Source organism: Serratia sp. SA088 (assembly GCF_049065515.1).
In the GTDB taxonomy this organism is placed as follows: domain Bacteria; phylum Pseudomonadota; class Gammaproteobacteria; order Enterobacterales; family Enterobacteriaceae; genus Serratia; species Serratia nematodiphila.
On sequence record NZ_JBAKGW010000001.1, the window covers coordinates 943,187 to 963,453 of the forward strand.

The 20,267-nt window shown below is 58.3% G+C and carries 17 protein-coding genes; 10 read left to right on the forward strand and 7 right to left on the reverse strand.

What is annotated here, in order from left to right:
- Window positions 1-86: 86 nt before the first annotated feature.
- A complete protein-coding gene (locus tag ACOWVD_RS04595) occupies window positions 87-1,526 on the reverse strand; it encodes a serralysin family metalloprotease (RefSeq protein ID WP_049241026.1) in 1,440 nt (479 codons plus the stop codon).
- A 948-nt stretch (window positions 1,527-2,474) separates the two neighbouring features.
- On the opposite strand from ACOWVD_RS04595, the gene ACOWVD_RS04600 reads away from it, so the two are divergent.
- Complete coding sequence (locus ACOWVD_RS04600; protein WP_164094964.1) at window positions 2,475-4,568, forward strand: putative bifunctional diguanylate cyclase/phosphodiesterase; 2,094 nt, start codon at window positions 2,475-2,477, stop codon at window positions 4,566-4,568.
- Here the strand turns inward: ACOWVD_RS04600 and ACOWVD_RS04605 are convergent.
- Window positions 4,565-5,764 (reverse strand): MFS transporter, encoded by a 1,200-nt coding sequence (locus ACOWVD_RS04605; RefSeq protein ID WP_164094993.1) that lies wholly within the window; start codon window positions 5,762-5,764, stop codon window positions 4,565-4,567. The genes ACOWVD_RS04600 and ACOWVD_RS04605 overlap by 4 nt on opposite strands.
- Before the next feature lie 135 nt (window positions 5,765-5,899).
- Here ACOWVD_RS04605 and ACOWVD_RS04610 point away from each other — a divergent pair, with 135 nt between their 5' ends.
- The gene (locus ACOWVD_RS04610) at window positions 5,900-6,817 is read left to right on the forward strand and encodes an ABC transporter substrate-binding protein (RefSeq protein WP_021504584.1); all 918 of its coding nucleotides are present in this window, start codon (window positions 5,900-5,902) and stop codon (window positions 6,815-6,817) included.
- Between the two features lie 53 nt (window positions 6,818-6,870).
- Here the strand turns inward: ACOWVD_RS04610 and ACOWVD_RS04615 are convergent, their stop codons facing one another.
- Window positions 6,871-8,646 (reverse strand): sigma-54-dependent Fis family transcriptional regulator, encoded by a 1,776-nt coding sequence (locus ACOWVD_RS04615; protein WP_421105474.1) that lies wholly within the window; start codon window positions 8,644-8,646, stop codon window positions 6,871-6,873.
- Between the two features lie 276 nt (window positions 8,647-8,922).
- Here ACOWVD_RS04615 and ACOWVD_RS04620 point away from each other — a divergent pair, with 276 nt between their 5' ends.
- Window positions 8,923-10,443, forward strand: a complete 1,521-nt coding sequence (locus ACOWVD_RS04620) for an aldehyde dehydrogenase family protein (RefSeq protein WP_015377854.1) — start codon at window positions 8,923-8,925, stop codon at window positions 10,441-10,443.
- A 55-nt stretch (window positions 10,444-10,498) separates the two neighbouring features.
- Here ACOWVD_RS04620 and adhP read toward each other — a convergent pair whose 3' ends face one another.
- The 3 genes from adhP to ACOWVD_RS04635 all read right to left on the reverse strand — a co-directional run bounded on the left by adhP (window position 10,499) and on the right by ACOWVD_RS04635 (window position 13,804).
- The gene (adhP, locus tag ACOWVD_RS04625; RefSeq protein WP_004928541.1) at window positions 10,499-11,515 is read right to left on the reverse strand and encodes an alcohol dehydrogenase AdhP; all 1,017 of its coding nucleotides are present in this window, start codon (window positions 11,513-11,515) and stop codon (window positions 10,499-10,501) included.
- A 197-nt stretch (window positions 11,516-11,712) separates the two neighbouring features.
- Complete coding sequence (gene blh / locus ACOWVD_RS04630; protein WP_004928544.1) at window positions 11,713-13,002, reverse strand: bifunctional sulfur transferase/dioxygenase Blh; 1,290 nt, start codon at window positions 13,000-13,002, stop codon at window positions 11,713-11,715.
- Between the two features lie 16 nt (window positions 13,003-13,018).
- Complete coding sequence (locus tag ACOWVD_RS04635; RefSeq protein WP_033633071.1) at window positions 13,019-13,804, reverse strand: sulfite exporter TauE/SafE family protein; 786 nt, start codon at window positions 13,802-13,804, stop codon at window positions 13,019-13,021.
- 191 nt (window positions 13,805-13,995) lie between these two features.
- On the opposite strand from ACOWVD_RS04635, the gene ACOWVD_RS04640 reads away from it, so the two are divergent.
- Together ACOWVD_RS04640 and ACOWVD_RS04645 are read left to right on the forward strand one after the other, a co-directional pair.
- Window positions 13,996-15,234 (forward strand): NAD(P)/FAD-dependent oxidoreductase, encoded by a 1,239-nt coding sequence (locus ACOWVD_RS04640; protein WP_049241037.1) that lies wholly within the window; start codon window positions 13,996-13,998, stop codon window positions 15,232-15,234.
- Window positions 15,235-15,361: 127 nt separating this feature from the next.
- Window positions 15,362-15,655 (forward strand): SelT/SelW/SelH family protein, encoded by a 294-nt coding sequence (locus ACOWVD_RS04645; RefSeq protein ID WP_004928553.1) that lies wholly within the window; start codon window positions 15,362-15,364, stop codon window positions 15,653-15,655.
- Between the two features lie 6 nt (window positions 15,656-15,661).
- Here ACOWVD_RS04645 and ACOWVD_RS04650 read toward each other — a convergent pair whose 3' ends face one another.
- Window positions 15,662-16,603, reverse strand: coding sequence for a LysR family transcriptional regulator (locus tag ACOWVD_RS04650; protein WP_015377850.1), 942 nt, complete (start codon window positions 16,601-16,603; stop codon window positions 15,662-15,664).
- 97 nt (window positions 16,604-16,700) lie between these two features.
- On the opposite strand from ACOWVD_RS04650, the gene ACOWVD_RS04655 reads away from it, so the two are divergent.
- The 5 genes from ACOWVD_RS04655 (at window position 16,701) to ACOWVD_RS04675 (ending at window position 20,227) form a co-directional block, all read left to right on the forward strand.
- On the forward strand, window positions 16,701-17,900 hold the full coding sequence (locus ACOWVD_RS04655) for an MFS transporter (protein WP_049241039.1): 1,200 nt from the start codon (window positions 16,701-16,703) through the stop codon (window positions 17,898-17,900).
- A 94-nt stretch (window positions 17,901-17,994) separates the two neighbouring features.
- A complete protein-coding gene (locus ACOWVD_RS04660) occupies window positions 17,995-18,489 on the forward strand; it encodes a TIGR00645 family protein (protein WP_004928561.1) in 495 nt (164 codons plus the stop codon).
- A 188-nt stretch (window positions 18,490-18,677) separates the two neighbouring features.
- Entirely contained in the window at window positions 18,678-19,133 is a 456-nt protein-coding gene (gene fabZ, locus ACOWVD_RS04665) for a 3-hydroxyacyl-ACP dehydratase FabZ (protein WP_015377847.1), read from the forward strand.
- A 30-nt stretch (window positions 19,134-19,163) separates the two neighbouring features.
- Entirely contained in the window at window positions 19,164-19,952 is a 789-nt protein-coding gene (locus ACOWVD_RS04670) for a spermidine synthase (protein WP_049241041.1), read from the forward strand.
- Window positions 19,953-20,032: 80 nt separating this feature from the next.
- The gene (locus tag ACOWVD_RS04675) at window positions 20,033-20,227 is read left to right on the forward strand and encodes a ribbon-helix-helix protein, CopG family (RefSeq protein WP_004928567.1); all 195 of its coding nucleotides are present in this window, start codon (window positions 20,033-20,035) and stop codon (window positions 20,225-20,227) included.
- The last annotated feature ends 40 nt before the right edge of the window (window positions 20,228-20,267 follow it).

Here is a 20,267-nt window from a genome sequence, read left to right on the forward strand (position 1 = left end):
AAACAAGAATATTATTCCGACAAGAATAAATTTATACATAGGTGGCCCATGTGAAACGGTGGGCATCATCGCCCACCGTTGCCATTTTAAACGATAAAATCAACAGCGACGTCAGCCTGTCCAACGATGTGCACCAGGAAGTCTGGATTTGCACCGCCCTGGATGTTGAAGGCCAATTCACTCAGATTGTTCTGGCTATCATAGGACAATAGCGCCTCACCGGCCTGCCCGCTGAAATGATCGACGAACTGAATGAAATCACTGCCTTTATCGCCTTGGTTGAAGAAGGACAGATCGATCTTGTCCTTGCCTGACTCAAAGTCCCAAATTGTATCAGGTGCCTGAACAGGCGAGTCATTAAGATCAGAGAAGACAAAAATGTCATTACCGTCTCCTCCCCATAATTGATCCTGACCAGCCCCGCCGTAAATAACATCATTGCCGGCGCCGCCTTTGAGCGTATTGTCTGCGTGATTCCCAACGATGATGTCATTACCTGAGCCCCCTATCGCGTTTTCGATGGTGACACCGGCAGCGATGGAAACATTCCCTTTTAATCCCCCGACGTCGGAGAAAGCGCCTTCGTTCAAGTTGATACGTTGATTTTGGCTATACCCCGAGAAATCAAGAGTATCATTACCACCTGCATCCCAGACAGACATCACCAGCTTGTCGTGGCTGCCCTTGAGTGTATAGAAGTCTCGGCCTGTATTTGAATTAAACCCGTAAACGGTGTCGCCGGTTCGGGTGGTCATGTTGGCACCGTAAAGATGTTGGATGGCCGCGATATCATCAACCAGCGGTGCAGCGGCATAGTAGTGGCCATGATCCGCATCGGTAATGGATTCATTCCAGTAACTCATTACGCTAAACTGCCGGGTATCTTCGGCGTAAACTGCCTTGGTATAATTTGGGCTTCCTTGCCCCGCATTATACGTTCCCGGATGATCTAACCCGAGAGTATGGCCAACTTCGTGGGTAATGGTTAAACGGCCGTAATTACCCAGCTCAGGGTGCAAGTTTTCAGAATGGTTCTTAATATTATACCAACTTTGCCCATCAGAATTGTATCCTCTGTAGTCATTGCCATTATATGAGAATGGTTTCAAGGCATACGCTTGCCCTTTCCCCTCATAATTCCCAAAAGTAATATTGGAAGGTTGATCCGATGCCACTTCGACAAACTTTAGGTTGGCAACATCGGCCCAGGATTGCAAAGATAACTTCGCCTGTTCTTGTTGATGTTGCGTGAACGCACTTAGCCCCGTATCGCGTTCTGAGGAGCGGTGGCCCAGGTTCAGTTCGTTATATTCCCAATCCGGGAAGGAATAGGTCACCGTCGCATCTTTGCCCGTGACGTGAACGCCATTCCAGGTTTTATCGCTGCGCGCTATCTGCAACCCCGCATCATTTATGTCATAGGACGGTTTATTATTGATCGTTAAACCATTCCCGCGCTCATGGTAGTGAATAAGATCGTTAACACTGTCCCAACCTGTTTTGTTTCCATTCATGGTATTACCCATAGCTTTCTCCACAAAGAAGCTAGTATTAATATGACATCCGAAATGTCTCTTGGGGTTAATCAAAGTCCTGAGAATAGCGGTAACCCGATACGCCCCATTCTTTTTGCCAATTCCTTTACACCCAGAGAGTAAATTTAATTTTAACCGCCCGAGGCCTCCTTACCCATGATTGAGAACGTATGCAACTCCGTGAGATCGCGATATATCCGCGAAAAATGCGTGGAAATAATAGACCGCCTTGATCCGGCCATGGCTTAATACTGAGATCTGCTGGTTGAGGCTAAGTGAAGATGCCGCCCAAGAGGCCTGATGACAACTGCCGTTCGATACATTGTCTCGTTGCCAGAGACCACAGCAGACGTGGTCTCGTGTGATGAACGTTGCCTGTCATCCGAACCGCTACCTGGGGATCATTACGTGAATGCATTTGCGACACCATCCAGTTTTGCTAATGATTATCATTCGCGAGGCTATCTCACACGTCAGCAAAGTGTCAACAGATGAAACAAAACATTTCTTGATTTATATCATCACTTTTCTCGTCATCGCCCGGGAACCGTGCTTTGGCGTCTGTTGAAACGTGCATAAAATGGTGAGCATCACCGCCATAAGCGAGGATTTCTTCAGTATTGGTGCATAGCGCAAGCAAAATGCCGAGCGCAACAACAGCATGGCAGCTAAACATTTCGCCACATTGAAACATCAATATTGATTACTTTTTCAGACAGTAAAACATCGTAGTCAGAGCACTTATTTTTCGATGCAATATAAGAGGGGCTTATAAATAACAGGAGTATTCCTAATGCGTTCTTGCGTAATCTATTTCATGCTACCAGGCTGGTTCTTAGCCACGCCCGCTGGCTATTTCCATTTTCATTGGCAATGACTATATTGAAAGAGGCTCTGCTATAGAGCAAGAATATGGGTAATTTTCCGAGGAAATACCGCATGACCCTGTTGCCCAAGCAGAGTAATAACAAAAATCCGATTGATCTCTATAGCGAAATCGTAGACGACTTGCCAGGTCTGATTTGCTTCGGCAACCGCCTTGGCGGTTACTTCAATAAGCAGTGGCGCGACTATACCGGCGCCATCGCCGGTGAGCACTCCGCCGCAGACTGGCTCGATGCACTGCATCCCGACGACCGCGATCGCCTGGCCGCGCAATGGCGCCAGGCGATCGTTGCCCTCTCCTCGTTCGCCGGCGAAGCCCGTCTGCGCGAGCGCAGCGGCGCCTACCGGTGGTTTATGCTGGCGTTTAACGCCCGTCAGGACGGCATGGCGCAGGAGCCCAGCTGGTACCTCACCGCCACCGACATCCATCCGCAAATGCTGCAACGCCAGCAAAACGTTCAGGCGCTCTCTATCCAGCAAGACATGCTGGACGCCAGCGTCGACTGCATCAAAGTGATCAATCACGACGGCACGCTGCGCCACATGAATCGCTCCGGCAGCCTGGCGCTCGGTCTTGATCCGGCGCAAAAAGAGTTTGGCATGCCCTGGCTGGGGCTGCTGTCCCCCGAGATCCGTCGCCGCGGCAGCAAGGCGCTGCGCAACGTCAGAGCCGGAAAAAATGCGCGCTTCACCGGATTGAGCGTGACGCCTCAGGGTAAAAAACAGCACTGGGACAACATTCTCACACCGGTCAGCGATGAACACGGCGCCGTGGCCGAGATCTTGTGCGTCTCGCGCGACGTGACGTCGCAACGCGTGATGGAACAACGTCTGTTGCTCGCCAGCGAATATGACGAATTGACCGGCCTGCCCAACCGGCGCTTATTCAAGAAAAAGCTGAAGCAAGAGATGAAACGCGCCCTGCACGGCAAAAAGTCGCTTGGGCTGATGCTGCTGGATCTTGACCACTTCAAGCTGGTGAACGACACGCTGGGCCACGCGGCGGGCGACCATCTGCTGCGGGTCTTGGGTAAAAGGCTCAGCGCCTGCATGAGTGCGCATTCGTTCGTCTCCCGCCTCGGCGGCGACGAGTTCGCCGTGGTGATCAGCGATGTCGAAAACGAGCAGGATATTTTCCGCATCGCCAACAAGTTTCTGCTGCAGTTGGAGACGCCGATCACCCACGGCGGCAAGACGCTGCATTGCGGCATGAGCATCGGCGGCGCCATCTATCCCAAAGACGCTCGCGACGCTTCGGAGCTGATGAAATGCGCCGATACCGCGCTGTATGAACTGAAAGACGGCGGCCGCGGCGGCGTCTACATGTTCGATCGCAAGATGATGGACAAAGCCCGCGCCCGCGCCAGCCAGCTCAACTACGCGCGCCAGATCGTGCGCGACAACTGCATCCGCCCCAGCTACCAACCGAAAGTCTGCCTGATCGACGGCAGCATCGTCGGCTTTGAAGCGCTGCTGCGCTGGCACTGCCCGCAAAACGGCGTACAGCTGCCGGCGACGGTAAGCGAGGCCTTCAACGACTACGAATTGGCAACCAAGATCAGCGAAGCCATGCAGCTGAAAGTCTTCGCCGATATCGCCCGCTGGCGCGCGGCCGGCGTGGCGGTGCGGCCTATTTCGCTGAATGTGTCGCCGATCGAGTTTTTACGCGACAACTACGCCGAAACCTTCCTGCAACGTCTGCTGAAGTTCCGCATTCCCCATCACCTGATCGAACTGGAAGTGACCGAACACGCGTTCAACAAGCACGGTTCGAAATACGTACTGCGCGCGCTGCAAATGCTTAAAGAGATGGGTATTCGCATCGCGCTGGACGACTTTGGCACCGGCCACTCCTCATTCAGCCATATCATGGATTACCCGCTGGACTGCATTAAGCTGGACTGCGACTTTATTCAACGCATGAACACCGAACCGGCGATCCTGGCGATCGTGGAAAGCATCGGCATTCTCGGTCAAAAACTGTCGATCGATATCATCGCCGAAGGCGTGGAAACCGAGCAGCAGCGCCAAACGCTGTGCGAAGCCGGTTTCCATATCGGCCAGGGTTTTCTGTTCAGCCGGGCGGTGGAGTCCCAGCAGGTGCCCGAGTTGCTGCAGGCGATGCCGCAGTTTGTCGAGGGCCGCTAAGCGCCCTGCCGTTCGCCGAACGGTGCCAGCTTCATGCCGACCAGCGTCACCACGCAGATGATCGCCCCGGCGTAAAAGGTGGAGGCGGAACCGAACAGTTCCCACAGGGTTCCGGCGCCGAGACTCGCCAGCAGCAATGCCGCGCCACCGATCAGATTGAACATGCCGAACGCGGTGCCGCGCAGGTGCGCCGGCGCAGTGTGCGCCACCATCGCCGCCAACAGTCCCTGCGTCATGCCCATGTGCACGCCCCACAGCGCCACGCCAAACAGCACGCCCGCCCAATGATCGCTCAGCGCCAATACCAGGTCGGCGGCGATCAGCACCAGCAGCCCGGCTTTCAGCAATCCTTCATGGCTCATGCGGTCGGACAATTTACCGAACGGATAGGCCGAACAGGCGTAGACCAGATTCATGGCGACCATCACCAGCGGGATCAACGCCAGCGGCGTGCCGCCCTGCTGCGCCTTCAACACCAGGAACGCTTCACTGAAGCGCGCCAACGTGAAGATCGCGCCGATGCTCACCACCCACCAATAGCTGCGCCCCAATAGCCGCAGGTTGGCGCGGGTGATCGGGTTGGTGCGTTTGTGGGTTATCGCGGCGGCCGGCTCTTTCAGGCCGAAAAACAGCAGCGCAATCGCCAGCGCCGCCGGGATCGCCGCCACCCAGAAGATGGCGCGAAAATCGTTGTGCCACAGCAGCATCAGGCCGACGGCCAGCAGCGGCCCTAAAAAGGCGCCAACGGTATCCAGCGACTGGCGCAGCCCGAAAGCCGCGCCGCGGATCTCCGGCGGCGTCACGTCGGCCACCAGGGCATCGCGCGGCGCCCCACGGATGCCTTTGCCCACGCGATCCAGCAGGCGCGCGCTCATCACCATGCCGGACGACGACGCGATGGCGAAAAACGGTTTGCTGATGGCGCCCAGCCCGTAGCCCAGCAGCGCCAGCCCCTTGCGTTTGCCGAGGTAATCGCTGAGCACGCCGGAGAACACCTTGACGATCAACGCCGTCGCCTCCGCCAGCCCTTCGATCAACCCGATGACGATCACGCTGGCACCGAGCGTCGTCGCCATAAACAGCGGCAACAGGCTATGGATCATCTCCGAGGAAACGTCCATCAGCAGGCTCACGCCACCCAATATCCACACGCCGCGCGGTATGCGCGAAACGCGACGACATGGTGCATCCTCGATCGATTCAGCGCCGCCAGAGGCGCCTCATGATTTTTCCAAGATTGGTTAGTTGATTTTGTTCGTTCACAGATCTGCCGCCTTTAGAGATAGTGCAACGACCGTGTGACACCCATAATAATGAAGGTAATTAACATAATGATATATAGCAAAAAGATGATAGTGATTGCGGCGCTGCTGAGTTTTTCCGCCGCCGCCGCACCAGGCGTGGATCTCGTCGCCAACGAAACGCCGATCCACACGGTGAAGAGCGCCGAAGCCGTGGCCAAAATCCCCGCCGGCTTCCGGTTCGTGGAACCCGGCACGCTGACGGTCGCCATTTCTCTGCTGGGCAGCGGCCCGCCGTTCGGCCTGTACGCCCGCGACAATAAAACGGTGATTGGCAGCGAGGCGGACATTGCGCGCCTGGTGGCCGACGGTTTGGGGTTAAAACTCAAGCTGGTGCCCACCTCGTGGGAAGACTGGCCGCTGGGGGTGGCCTCCGGCAAATATGACGCCGCGGTTTACAACATCACCGTGACCAACGAACGCAAGACCAAATTCGATTTCGCCACCTATCGGCAGGATACGCTGGGTTTCTACGTCAAATCCGACAGTAAAATCACCCAGATCAAAACCGCGCCGGATATCGCCGGTAAAAAGATCATCGTCGACTCCGGCACCAATCAGGAAGCGGTGCTGCTGGCCTGGGACAAAGAGAACCGCGCCAAAGGGCTGGCGCCGCTGCAGCCGGTGTATGTCACCGACAAGGCCGCCTCCACGCTGGCTATTCAGTCCGGCCGCGCCGACGCCACCTTCGGGCCCAACGTTTCCGGCGCTTATCAGGCGCGGCTGACCGGCAAAACCCGGCTGGTGGGCATCGTGCCCGGCGGCTGGCCGAAGACCGCCAACATCGCCGTCACGCTGAAGAAAGGCAACGGCCTGGTGGACGCGGTGCAGGCTTCGCTCAACAGCGCCATCGCCAACGGCAGCTATCTGCAGGTGCTGGATCGCTGGGCGGAGAGCGACGAGAAGATTGCCCATTCCGAGATTAACCCGCCGGGGCTGGGGGATTGAGAGAGCAACAGGCCCCGCGCAGCGGGGCCTTATCGCCGCTCAATCGCGCCACCTTATTCCGCCGCCGTTTTCTGCCTCCCCAGCTTGCGGTACAGCGTGCTGCGTGAAACGCCGAGCGCCTTCGCCGCCCGGCTGAGATTGCCGCCCGCCCTGTCGATCGCCGCCTGCAGCGCCCCCAGATCGGTATCGGCGTTCTCTTGCCGCGGCGCCAGCACCGCGATGGACTGAGGAAGATCGTCCAGGGTAAGCACCGCATGATCGTCCGCCAGCGCCAGCAGCACCTTGAGCGTACTCAACAGTTGCCGCACGTTGCCGGGCCACGGATAGCGCGCCAGCATCGCCAGCGCCTCCGGCAACAGACGAATGTCGCGCCGCTCGCCGCCCAGATCTCGCCACAGCTGCAAAATGAAGGCCTCCAGCTGCGCCCGCTCTCTGAGCGGCGGAATGCGCAGACTGTATTCCTGTATGCGGTACAGCAAATCCTCGCGAAACGCCCCCGCCTCTACCTGCCGATGCAGATCGTGGTGCGTGGCGCAGACCAGCGCGAATTCGACCGGATAAGCGCTGCGGCTGCCGAGCGGGGTGACCGTTTTTTCCTGTAATACCCGCAGCAGGCGCGTTTGCAGGCCCGCTGGCATGTCGCCGATTTCATCGAGAAACAGCACGCCGCCGTCCGCCTCGCGGATCTTGCCGATGTAGCCTTTCGGATTGGCGCCGGTAAACGCTCCCGGCGCATAACCAAACAGTTCGGATTCGATCAGCGGCTCAGGCAGCGCCGCGCAGTTGATCGCCACGAAGTTGCCGTTGCGCCAGCGGCTCTCTTGAAACAGGCGGCGGCTGAAATGCTCTTTACCGCAGCCGGTTTCGCCGGTCACGCACAGCGAAAGGCCGGCGTTGAGAATGCGCAGCGCTTTCTGATGCTGCTCGTCGTGCCGTTCCGCCGGCGGCGCAGAACGCAGAGCGCTGACGCGGCGCTGCGGCGCCTCAAGCAACGAATAATAGTGCTGTTGATTGCCGGCCAGCGTCTGGCGCGGTGCCCCGGAAGACTGTCGCAACAGGTCGGGAAACAGCTGGGTGAACTCAACGGAGCCGAATGAGGCCGACGAGAGCTGGAACTCCATCATCGCCAGTCGATTGGCGGCGATCAGCACTTCGTCGTGAAACACCAGCAGCAGCTCTTGCGCACTGCCCAGGCAGCGGGCATCGGCGTGCAGACGCAGCGTCCAGTGGCGGTCGGCGATCGCGCTTCTGACCCAGCGGTGTTCGATATGCCGCACCGCCTGCATGATCAGGCGCTGTGCATCGCGGTACGGGCGCTGCGCGGGTGCGGAGAGATCCAGTATGCCGGCAATGCGGCCATCCGGCCGATAGATCGGTGCGGCGGTGCAGTTCAATCCGGCATTTTGGTTGAGAAAATGCTGGTCGCCGCGCACTTCGCAGAACGCGCCCAGCGCCAGCGCGGTGCCGATGGCGTTGGTGCCCCGCTCCGCTTCTCCCCACTGGTTGCCCGGCGCCAGCGCAAAGCGCGACGCCTTATGCAGAAAGTCGGTATTGCCGCGGGTTTCCAGCACCAACCCGTCGGCGTCGGCGATCACCACAATGGCGGGCTGGCGCGTAATTTGCGTGCCCAGCTGCTCGATCAGCGGCTGTACCCGCTGCGGCACCCAATCGTTGCGGCTGCGCAGCTCTTCGAGCAATCCGGCTTTGATAAACGGGATATGTTGATCGGTGCGCGTCAAGCCATAACCCTGGCTGCGTTGCCAGGATTCCGCCAACGGCTGGGTCAGCAAGCTGGCGCCCTCTGCGGGCAAGCGGTCGTCAGACAACATGCGTTTCTCCCCCGTTCGCGAGTGTTGCAAATGTGTATCATAAATGTGTACCAGACGTTGCGACACGGGACACAAAAAATCATCGGCGACGGCGGCGCCGCCCGAAGTTCTCAGCCCTCTCAATGCTTAAGGTTTTAATAACTCGTTCTTTTTTTTACGGATGCTACCTCTGTCGCTAATCTGGCACGCGCCGTGCTTCTCTGTGCTGCGGCGACATGCCGCATTCACAGGCGCAGCCCAATAGCGCCGCTTTTCATCTGCAGAGAGGTGCTTAACATGAAATATGTCCACCCCGGTTTGCCTGGCTCGCTGGTTTCGTTCCGCAAACGCTATGGCAACTACATTGGCGGCAAATTCGTCGAACCGGTATCCGGCAACTACTTCACCAACACCTCGCCGGTGACCGGCCAGCCGATCGCCGAATTCCCGCGTTCCGACGCCAAAGACATCGAGCTGGCGCTTGACGCGGCGCATGCGGCGGCGGACGCCTGGGGTAAAACCAGCGTGCAGGAGCGTTCCAACGTGTTGCTGGCGATCGCCGATCGCATCGAATCGCGGCTGGAGATGCTGGCGCTGACCGAAACCTGGGACAACGGCAAACCGATCCGCGAAACCCTGAATGCCGATCTGCCGTTGGCGGTCGACCATTTCCGTTACTTTGCCGGTTGCCTGCGCGCGCAGGAAGGCACCGCGGCGGAGATCGACCAGAACACCGTGGCCTACCATATCTATGAACCGCTGGGCGTGGTCGGCCAGATCATTCCGTGGAACTTCCCGCTGCTGATGGCCGCCTGGAAACTGGCGCCGGCGCTGGCGGGCGGTAACTGTGTGGTGCTGAAACCGGCGGAACAAACGCCGCTCGGCATCAGCGTGCTGATGGAAGAGATCGGCGATCTGCTGCCGCCGGGCGTGCTCAACGTGGTGCAAGGTTTCGGCGCCGAGGCCGGCGAAGCGCTGGCGCGCAGCAAACGCATCGAAAAAATCGCCTTCACCGGCTCCACGCCGGTTGGCCGCCACATCCTCGCCTGTGCGGCGGAGAACATCATCCCCAGCACCGTCGAGCTGGGCGGAAAATCGCCGAACATTTATTTTGAAGACATCATGCAGGCGGAACCGGAGTTTATCGACAAGGCGGTTGAGGGGCTGGTGCTGGGCTTCTTCAACCAGGGGGAGGTTTGCACCTGCCCTTCACGCGCACTGATCCAGGAGTCCATCTACCCGCAGTTCATGGAGAAAGTGCTGGCGCGTATCGCCACCATCCGCCAGGGCGATCCCTTCGACACCGAGACCATGATCGGCGCCCAGGCGTCAAAACAGCAGTACGACAAGATCCTGTCCTATATCGAGATCGCTAAAAACGAGGGAGGCAAAATCGTTGCGGGCGGCGAGCCCGCTCAGCGCGGCGACGAAGTGCAAAACGGTTTCTACCTGCAGCCGACGCTGATTACCGGCAACAACAGCATGCGTTTCTTCCGCGAGGAGATCTTCGGGCCGGTGATTGGCGTCACCACCTTCAAGGATGAGGCCGAAGCCCTGGCGCTGGCCAACGACACCGAGTTCGGGCTGGGCGCCGGGCTGTGGACCCGCGACATCAACCGCGCTTACCGCATGGGCCGCGCGATCAAGGCCGGCCGCGTGTGGACCAACTGCTACCACCTGTACCCGGCGCACGCCGCGTTCGGCGGCTACAAGAACTCCGGCATCGGACGCGAAACCCACAAGGCGGCGCTGTCGCACTATCAACAGGTGAAAAACCTGCTGGTCAGCTACGACGCCAAGCCGCTGGGCCTGTTCTGAATCCGGCGTAATGACAAGAAGGCCACCCGCAGGTGGCCTTCTTTTTTCGCGTGGCCTACTTCGCCATGCCGAGATCGATCACCATGCGACCGCGAATGGTGCCCGCCTTCATCTCGTCGAAGATGGCGTTGATATCCCCCAGCGGCCGCTTGGTCACTTTCGGCGTCACCTTGCCTTCGGCGGCGAACTGGAACGCCTCCTTCAGATCTTCGCGCGTGCCCACCAGCGAACCCACCACCTGAATGCCGTCCAGCACCAGGCGCGGAATGCTCAGATCCATGCTCTCCGGCGGCAGCCCCACGGCCACCACTTTACCGCCGGCGCGCACCGCATTCACCGCCGAGTTGAAGGCGGCTTTCGCCACCGCCGTCACCACCGCCGCGTGAGCGCCGCCGGTTTGCTGCTGAATGATCTCCTCCGCGTTTTGCGTTTTGGAGTTGATGGTCAGATCGGCGCCGATCTGTTTGGCGAACTCCAACTGACCGTCGTTGACGTCGATGGCGATCACTTTGGCGTTAAACACGTTCTTGGCATACTGCAGCGCCAGGTTGCCCAGCCCGCCCAAGCCGTAGATGGCGATCCACTGTCCCGGTTTGATATCGGAAATCTTCACCGCCTTGTAGGTGGTGACGCCGGCGCAGGTGATGCTGCTGGCGGCGAAAGAATCGAGCCCATCCGGCACTTTCACCGCGTAGTCCGCCACCACGATGCACTCTTCCGCCATGCCGCCGTCAACGCTATAGCCGGCGTTTTTCACCGAGCGGCACAGGGTCTCGTTGCCGCTGACGCAGTATTCGCAATGGCCGCACCCCTGGTAAAACCAGGCGACGCTGGCGCGGTCACCCACTTTTAACGAGGTGACGCCCTCACCGACGGCGGAGACCACGCCGATGCCCTCATGCCCCAACGTAATGCCCGGCACCTCACCGAAATCGCCATTTTTCACGTGCAAATCGGTGTGGCACACCCCGCAACACTCCATTTTCAACGCCGCTTCGCCGTGCTTCAGCGGGCGCAGCACTTTATCCTGAATGTCTACGGTATGGTTTTTCGTCACTACGGCAGCTTTCATGGTGTTTTCCTTAGCAGAGTGGGAAGTACAGTTGTTAATGTAGTGACTGTATTCGGTGAGGGCAAGTGCCACCTGTTTTGTGTAAAAACAAATAATTAAATATGAATCAGTCTGCTTATTTCATAAAAAACCATTAACAGACGGCGCGATCGCCTTGAGGTTGGCAGCCGTGAACGATCGCGCCTCCACGGCTTGATTTACCCCTTGAAGCGATTAACAGGGATTTTGAGGTAGTGCCGCCCATCATCTTCGCAATCTGGCAGAACGCCGCCGCGAATATTGACCTGCAGCGCCATCAGCATCAATTCCGGATGCGGCAACGTGGCGTCTCGCTGCTTTCTTTGCGCGATAAATTGGGCTTTATCCATGTTGGCCACCCAGGGGTTGTTCTCGCGCTGCTCTCGCACGGTGCTTTCCCAGCGGGCCTCACGCCCCGCCGGGCGATAATCATGGCCGGTAAACAGGCGGGTATCCGCTGGCAGGCTCAAGATCCGCTGCAACGAATCCCACAGGGCTTCCGCATTTCCGCCGGGGAAATCGGCCCTTGCGGTGCCGCTGTCCGGCATGAAAAACGTATCGTGAATAAACGCCGCATCGGCGATGTGATAAGTGACGGACGCCAGGGTGTGGCCAGGAGACAGCAAGACTTCAGCACGCAGGTTGCCGATAAAAAAGACGTCCCCATCCGCAAACAGCGCATCCCACAGGGTCTCGGCAGGAGGCAATTCTTTCAAATTATAGATGTCTTGCCACAGCCCCTGCACAGCGGTAATTTTTTCGCCTATGCCGGTGAGGGCGCCGGTTTTCTGCGCCAGCCAGGTGGCGGCAGAAAAATGGTCGGCATGCGGGTGCGTATCCAGCACCCAGGCCACTCCCCATCCTTGCTGCTGGATAAAGCTTAAAATGGTGCGGGCCTGCTGATGCGAGACCGTGCCCGATCGGCGATCAAAATCCAGCACCGGGTCGATGATGGCGCAGCGACGCGCTGCGGGATCGGCGACGACATACTGCAGGCTGCCGCTTTCCGGCTCATAAAACGCGTGCACTTGCGCGTGAGGCTGAACGGCCTGATGCCGGCCATACCAGCCCAGCGCCTTATCGGCATCGGCGCCATACTCTGCGCACTGGCTGCGGAATTGCGCTTCGTCTATCTGGCCTTCGCGCAGCGCATACAGCAGGGAAAGGCAGGCAGAACGCGCTCCGCTCCTGCAATGCGCCAGGGTCTTCTCACCCCGCCGCAACAGGTAATGGAAGATATAAACGGTCTCCCAGGTCAGCGTGTCGAATGTGTAAGGCAGATAGACGTAGCCCATTCCCCATTGCTCAGCCAACGCTTTTTCTTGTTGATGGTTAAGGTACTCGCCCGGCTCTTCATCTGGCCGATTGTTGACGATAAACCGATAGCCTTGTTGATGCAGGATGGCGAAATCATTCGCTGCGGGCGCCCCCGAAAAGGAGAGCTGATGATGGTAAGTACGGATGTGCATATTTTTTCCTTTTGTTTTATAGGCTTTTAAAAAGCATATAAAGGGCCAGCACCAACAACATGCCGGCATAGAGCACACGGATAATGTCCTCGCGTTTTTTCAGGCGCTCGGTGAGCGCCACCCCCACGACGCCCCCCAGAACACCGCCGACGATGAGCCAGCAGGTAATGACCAGCGACACCTTGCCGGACATGGCATAGCTTGCGCTTGTCGATAATCCCATGGCGGAAACCACGACCAGTGAGGTCGCCACCGCTTCAACCAGCGAAAAGCGGAAGAACCAGAGCAGCGCCGGCACCACCAAAAATCCGCCGCCGATGCCCAAAAAACCGGCCACCGCGCCCAGCGCCAGCACGCTGGGCCACACGATGGCGGGATGAAATGTCGGATGGGAGGACGGTAATCCGTTGCCTGCCCGATGATTTTTTTTCAGCGTCAATCCGGCGACAACCAGCATCAGCAGAGAGAAAGGCAGGGTTAAATGGTGCCCGTCCGTCATTTTTCCCACCTGAGAGCCCGCCAGCGTTCCCACCACCGCCACCAGCGAAACGGTAACGCCGGTCCGCCACCGGACGTTTCCTTTGGCGGCATGAACAAAAAGATTGATCAGCGCGCTAATGGCAACGGACATGGCACTGGTGCCTATAACCAAGTGCGTATCCGGGATTTTCACCATATACAGCAACAAGGGCACGCAGACGATGGATCCGCCTCCCCCGGTCAGAGCCAGGAGAAATCCGACTATTCCCCCGGTTATCACCAACAGCGTCAGGGTATAAAAAGTAAAATGGAAAAAATCCAATGCATTAATTCCCTTTCGATATTTATGGCATTTATTAACGATCAGTTTGCGTTGATTGTCAAATAACTTATTACATTTGGCTATTACATATAGCAAAATCGAATATGCGAATTTTAATATAACTATAAGTTCTATAAATTATCTTTAAATCTGAGCCGCAACCCCCTACTTTCTTATGAAAGGAGACCTGCATGAAACCAGAAAAAATAAACACCCTGAAGAAAGTTGTTGTTATTGGCGGTGGTTCATCTGGCATCGGCGTCATCGCAAGCTTAAGGAAGCGAGTTAAAGATGCGGATATAATTGTCGTTGAACCCAATGACTGTCATTATTACCAGCCGGCATGGACCCTGGTGGGCGGCGGGCTCTTTGATATCAATAAAACGCAGCGCGCCATGCGCGATGTTATTCCTTCTGGCGTCTCATGGCTCCAGGACAGCGTTGTCAGGGTTGATCCCAATGAAAAATATATAGAGACCCGTCAGGGTAAACGCGTAAACTATGATTTCCTTATTGTTGCCTGCGGCCTTGTTTTACGTTGGGATAAAATAGAAGGCCTTGAAGAGACGTTAGGATTTAACGGCGTCACCTCTAATTATCGTTTTGATCTTGCAGAATACACCTGGCAACTGGTCCGGGAGATGCAAGGCGGCAAGGCGATATTTTCCCAACCCACGCTTCCCATAAAATGCGCCGGCGCGCCGCAAAAAGCCTTATATCTTTCATGCGACCATTGGCGGCGGCAAGGCGTTCTGAATAATATTAACGTCAATTTCTGCCTTGCGGGCACGGCGGTTTTTGGCATTCCGCAATTTGTCCCCCCGCTGAGCGGCTATTTGGAAAAATACCGTGCACAGGTCAACTTCAATCATAATTTAATCCGTATAGATGGCGAAAATCGGCAAGCGATATTTGCCGTGGAGACAAATGAAGAGGAAAAACGCGAGTTAACCCTGCCCTTCGATATGCTTCACGTGGTGCCGCCTCAATCAGCCCCGGCGTTTATTTCGCAAAGCGGACTCGCGGATGGCGCCGGCTGGTGCGATGTGGATAAATTGACGCTGCAACATAAGCATTGGCCGGATATTTTTGCGGTAGGCGACTGTTGCTCAACGCCAAACGCCAAAACCCTGGCGGCAGCGCGAAAGCAGGTGGTGGTGGTGGCGGAAAACGTCGCGGCACGTATTCATGGCACGCCTCTCACAGCCCATTATGATGGTTATGGTTCCTGTCCATTGACGGTCGAGAAAGGCAAAGTTGTGCTGGCGGAGTTTGGCTATGACGGTAAATTGCTGCCCACGTTTCCACTGCTCGACGCAACCCAGCCCAGCCGTATGGCCTGGTGGCTGAAAGCCTGGTTTTTACCCCGGTTTTATTGGGCGGGCATGCTGCGCGGGGTTGAATGGTTTGCCGGAAGCAAGCGGCCGTGATGCGCACTCGGCTCCCCTTGTCGCTCTGGCCGCAGCAGGCGCTTGACTATTTGGCGATACACAGCCACCATCGCTTGCGAGCCAGCAGGCTGATTGCAAGCCGTCACCACTAACCGGTCGATCAACGATGAAAAACGCACCCGCCGTTACGATTCACTACTGTTCACAATGCAACTGGTTGCTGCGCGCCGGCTGGATGGCGCAAGAGCTGCTGAACACCTTCGGCGACGATCTCGCCTCCGTCACCCTGATGCCGGGCACCGGCGGGGTCTACCAAATCAGCGTCGATGGCGTGATGATTTGGGATCGCAAGATTGACGGCGGCTTCCCCGATGCGGCGCAGTTAAAGCAGCGGCTGCGCGATCACAGCTTCCCCGATCGTTCTCTCGGCCACAGCGACGGTAAAAAAGCCAGACACTGAAGGCCGTCAGCGCCCCGTCGGCGGCTGCGCGCCGAGAATGCGCGGCATCGTTTCTTTCATCATTTCCATGAATTTGCGTAAACGCGCGGGATAATAGCTGGCGTAGGGATACAACAGGTAAATAGGCAGTGGCTCGGCTCGCCACAGGGGTAACAGCGTCTGCAGAGCGCCTTGCGCCAATTCTTCTTTCACCACCCAAGACGACACGATCGCGACGCCCAGCCCTTCCAGCGCCGCCTTGCGCGCCGCATAAAGGCTGTCGGTGCTCAACCTCGGCGCGATGTCGAAACGCCGCTGTTCACCGCTGGTCGCGTGGGTCAAGACGACCTCATTACGATAAAAACTGTTTACCGCCAGCCACGGCAATGAGGCCAAATCGTCGAGATCGACGATCGCCGGTCGTTCAGCCAACAGCGCCGGTGACGCCACCGTGCTGCGCGGCACCTCCGCCAGCAACACCGCCACGACCGACGGATCGGTCACCGCACCGACGTGAATGGCGCAATCCACCCCCTCGGGAATAAAGTCCGGAGAATGATCGTTTAGCGTCCACTCAACGTAAGTTTGCGGGTAGCGCCGCAAATACTCGCCCAACGGACCGATCAGCTGATCCTGGCCGAATGCGTGCGGCGCCCGCACGCGCAACACGCCGACCGGTTCGTCGCGCGCGCCGCCAAGCCCTTCTTCCAGGCTTTGCCATTGTTCGATCAGCCCCCGCGCCTGGCGGTAACAGCGCTCGCCGTCGTCGGTCAGTTTGAGGGCGTGGGTGGTCCGCTGGATCAGTTTGGCGCCCAGCAGCTGTTCCAATGCCTGCAGACGCCGGCTGATCGTCGGCTGCGAAGTGCCCAGCTGCTGCGCCGCCGCCGACAGGCTGCCGCTTTCGACGATGCGCACCAGCGTATGCAGCAAAGTTATGCGGTCGCCGTTAGGTAAGTTAATTTTATTCATACGTTGAGTGTATAACAGTTTTACCTGCGAGGGGGCTACAGCGGCATGAAGCAAGCGGTAAAAATGACCGCACATTCACCTTACAGGAATTTTTGCCATGAGCACCGCCACCACCCACGGCGCACCGTCCGCCAACGTCGTATTTCTGCTGGCCGCCGGCGCCGGCCTCAGCGTCGCGTCAATCTATTACAGCCAGCCCATGCTTGGCATGATGGGCGCCGATTTCCACGCCGGCGTCGCCGATGCCGGCATGGTGCCGACGCTGACCCAGTTAGGCTATGCGCTGGGCATTTTACTGTTGGCGCCGCTCGGCGACCGGTACGATCGCCGGCGGATCATTCTGGTAAAAGGCGCGCTGCTGACGCTGACGCTGTTACTCTGCGCTTTTGCTGCCTCGTTCCCGCTGTTGTTGCTCAGCAGCCTGGCGATAGGCCTGACCGCCACCGTCGCGCAGGACATTATCCCCGCCGCCGCCACGCTGGCGCCGGAGGCCAGCCGCGGCAAAACCGTCGGCGCGGTGATGACCGGGCTATTGGCCGGCATTTTGCTGTCGCGTGTGTTCAGCGGCGCGCTCGCCGAGTACGCCGGCTGGCGCAGCGTCTACGCGCTCGCGGCGCTGGGCGTTTTGTCGATCACGCTGGCGATCTGGCGCATGTTGCCGCGTCTTCGCCCTCATAACGCGCTGAGTTACCCCGCGCTGCTGCGCTCGCTGGGACATCTGTGGGCCGAGTATCCCGCGCTGCGGCGCGCAACGCTGGCGCAAGGCTTTCTGTCATTGGGCTTTAGCGCTTTCTGGTCAACGCTGGCGTTGATGCTGGCGGAGCGCTACCAGATCGGCAGCGCGGCCGCCGGCGCGTTTGGCCTGGCGGGGGCGGCGGGTGCGCTGGCGGCGCCGTTGGCGGGCAGTCTGGCCGATCGGCACGGCCCTGACGTCGTGACCCGTATCGGCGCGGGACTGGTTCTGGCCTCCTTCGCCTTGATGTTTCTGCTGCCGCTGTTGCCGCTCCCGGCGCAACTGGCGCTCATTGCGCTGAGCGCCGTCGGATTCGACCTGGGCATCCAGGCTACGCTGATCGCGCACCAAACCATCGTTTACGGTCTCGATCCGGCAGCCCGCAGCCGATTGAACGCCCTCTTGTTCACCGGCGTGTTCATCGGTATGGCGACCGGCGCCGCCCTCGGCAGCCGCATTCTGGCAAGCGCGGGCTGGCCGGGCGTCGTGGCGCTGGCGGCGGCGGCGGGGGCCGTGGCGCTGTGGATCCGCAGCGGGCGAAAAACGGCGCGCGTAGTGGCCTGATAGCGCCCTCTGCTGGCGCAAGCGGTTGATTTCACCCAGGCCTCTTGCGCTATACTGAGCGCCCTTTTTGCTACGCATTTAAAACAATTTTATGATGGAACGCTTGCTAGAAAACGCGATGTACGCCTCCCGCTGGCTGCTCGCACCGGTTTATTTCGGCCTTTCGCTCACTCTGGTCGCCCTGTCGATCAAGTTTTTTCAGGAAATTCTCCACGTCCTGCCAAATATTTTTGCCGTTACCGAAGCCGATCTGGTGTTGACCTTGCTGTCGCTGATCGACATGGCGCTGGTCGGCGGCCTGTTGGTGATGGTGATGTTCTCCGGCTATGAAAACTTCGTCTCGCAATTGGATATCACCGAAGGGAAAGAGAAACTGAGCTGGCTGGGCAAAATGGACGCCACCTCGCTGAAAAACAAGGTCGCCGCATCTATCGTCGCCATCTCCTCCATTCACCTGCTGCGGGTGTTTATGGACGCCAAGAACGTGCCCGACAACAAGCTGATGTGGTATGTGATCATCCACCTCACCTTCGTGCTCTCCGCCTTCGTGATGGGTTATTTGGACAAGGTGACCCGCTCCAAGCACTAAACGCGCCACCACGCCCGATCGTCAGGATCGGGTGTCTTCCCCTCCTTCGCTGTTCCCCAACCGTCACCGCCGTCATGTCTTTCATCTGGCACATCTGATGATAATTTTATTATAATGTCATTACACTCATTATGGACCGAACGCCGGCCACCGCACCGGATTCGCCGCAGACAGGATCACGCACTTCCATGCCATTAAACGGTCACCCCCTGCAATTCAACGATATTCAGGCGATTCTGCCTCATCGTTATCCCTGCCTGTTGGTCGATCGCGTGCTGCCCGCCGGCACCTGCATTGCCGAAGGCCGGTTGAGCGCCATCAAGAACATCACCGCCAATGAGCCGACGTTCTGGAGCGGCCATGCGCACTTCGCCGGTTTTCCCGGCGTGCTGTTGGTGGAAGCGCTGGCGCAAAGCACTGGGCTGCTGGCGCATTATTATCTCGGGGCGTTGAATGAAGGAGAACATTACTACTTCGCTTCCATTCAGCGGGCGCGGTTTTATCGCGCCGCCCGTCCCGGCGACCAGGTGTTGATGGAGGTCGCCTTTGTACGCCGGCGGGGCGCGATCGCCCGCTTCACCGGCCGCGCCAGCATCGATGGCCGGCGCATTTGCACCGCCGATTTCATGTGCGCCCGTAAATAGGCCGCTTGCCAAAGGAAACCTGCGAATACCATGTCTCTGGTTGACAGCTTACTCAGAACCCTCGATTTCTCCCCGCGCGGCCAGGTGATCGCTCGCGAAACCGACGCCTGGGGCGAAATCATCGTTTCCGATCACAAGGACTACCGCACGCTGCGGTTTGACGGCATCTGCGAGCAAAGCAAGATGAGCCTCAGCAACCCCGCGCAGCCGATCCACAACTATATCAAAGCGATGCTGATGGCGGTGGCCTGGCAGCCGCCGACCTCGGCGCTGATCCTGGGGTTAGGCGGCGGCAGCTTGCTGCGTGCGCTGCACGCGCTCGATCCGGCCATGCGTCTGGACGTAGTTGAACTGCGCGCCGCGGTGATCGCCGTCGCGCGCCGCTATTTTACGCTGCCGGCCACCGACACCATCAGCCTGCGTACCGCCGACGCCATGGACTTTGTGCGCCCACCCGCCGAGACGCGTTACGATCTGATTTTCTCCGATCTCTATTCGGCGTTCGCCATGGATCCGCAGCAAGGCACCCAGACATTCCTGGAAAACTGCGCCGCGCGGCTGAACGACGGGGGCTGGCTGGTGCTCAATTACCACGATCTGCCCGATGAAAACAGCCTGCTGTACCACAGCCTGCACCGGATATTCGGCACCGTATTATTTTGCGTCGCCCCCAGCGGCAACGTGATCATTTACGCCACGCCGGCGCCGGTGACGTTGCCGCTCAGCACGCTGCGCACGCTGGCCGCCGGCAGCGGCGAGCTGTTCAACTGCGAACTCGGCTACCTGTCACGCAAAATAGAACGGCTGCATTTCCGCTAAGAACGAGCGGCGACGCGGTCTGGCTGGCCGCTTCGTCCACATGGTATTATCATTCAGTCATCATTCTCTGGAGGATCCTGATGGAAAAGAAAACGGCGCGGCTAACGGTGCTGATTGACCCGGACAAGAAGAAAGCTCTGGAAGAGCTGTGCCTGCAGCAGGACGTCACCCCTTCTCAGGTGGTGCGTCAGCTGATCCGCGATTATCTGCACAAGCATCAGGTGGATTATCCCAGCCAGCCGACCCACGCCAATCCGCGCGTCGAGAGCAATTGAACGGCGGCCTGCCCCGCGAACCGTGAAGCGCGCTACACCT

Bases quoted from the DNA above. Each gene is read 5' to 3' on its own strand.
- ACOWVD_RS04600 (WP_164094964.1), top strand. From the start codon at position 2,475: ATGACCCTGTTGCCCAAGCAGAGTAATAACAAAAATCCGATTGATCTC.
- ACOWVD_RS04660 (WP_004928561.1), top strand. From the start codon at position 17,995: ATGGAACGCTTGCTAGAAAACGCGATGTACGCCTCCCGCTGGCTGCTC.
- blh (WP_004928544.1), bottom strand. From the start codon at position 13,002: ATGCACATCCGTACTTACCATCATCAGCTCTCCTTTTCGGGGGCGCCC.
- ACOWVD_RS04610 (WP_021504584.1), top strand. From the start codon at position 5,900: ATGATATATAGCAAAAAGATGATAGTGATTGCGGCGCTGCTGAGTTTT.
- ACOWVD_RS04655 (WP_049241039.1), top strand. From the start codon at position 16,701: ATGAGCACCGCCACCACCCACGGCGCACCGTCCGCCAACGTCGTATTT.
- ACOWVD_RS04620 (WP_015377854.1), top strand. From the start codon at position 8,923: ATGAAATATGTCCACCCCGGTTTGCCTGGCTCGCTGGTTTCGTTCCGC.
- ACOWVD_RS04615 (WP_421105474.1), bottom strand. From the start codon at position 8,646: ATGTTGTCTGACGACCGCTTGCCCGCAGAGGGCGCCAGCTTGCTGACC.
- ACOWVD_RS04675 (WP_004928567.1), top strand. From the start codon at position 20,033: ATGGAAAAGAAAACGGCGCGGCTAACGGTGCTGATTGACCCGGACAAG.
- fabZ (WP_015377847.1), top strand. From the start codon at position 18,678: ATGCCATTAAACGGTCACCCCCTGCAATTCAACGATATTCAGGCGATT.
- ACOWVD_RS04645 (WP_004928553.1), top strand. From the start codon at position 15,362: ATGAAAAACGCACCCGCCGTTACGATTCACTACTGTTCACAATGCAAC.
- ACOWVD_RS04640 (WP_049241037.1), top strand. From the start codon at position 13,996: ATGAAACCAGAAAAAATAAACACCCTGAAGAAAGTTGTTGTTATTGGC.
- adhP (WP_004928541.1), bottom strand. From the start codon at position 11,515: ATGAAAGCTGCCGTAGTGACGAAAAACCATACCGTAGACATTCAGGAT.
- ACOWVD_RS04595 (WP_049241026.1), bottom strand. From the start codon at position 1,526: ATGGGTAATACCATGAATGGAAACAAAACAGGTTGGGACAGTGTTAAC.
- ACOWVD_RS04670 (WP_049241041.1), top strand. From the start codon at position 19,164: ATGTCTCTGGTTGACAGCTTACTCAGAACCCTCGATTTCTCCCCGCGC.
- ACOWVD_RS04650 (WP_015377850.1), bottom strand. From the start codon at position 16,603: ATGAATAAAATTAACTTACCTAACGGCGACCGCATAACTTTGCTGCAT.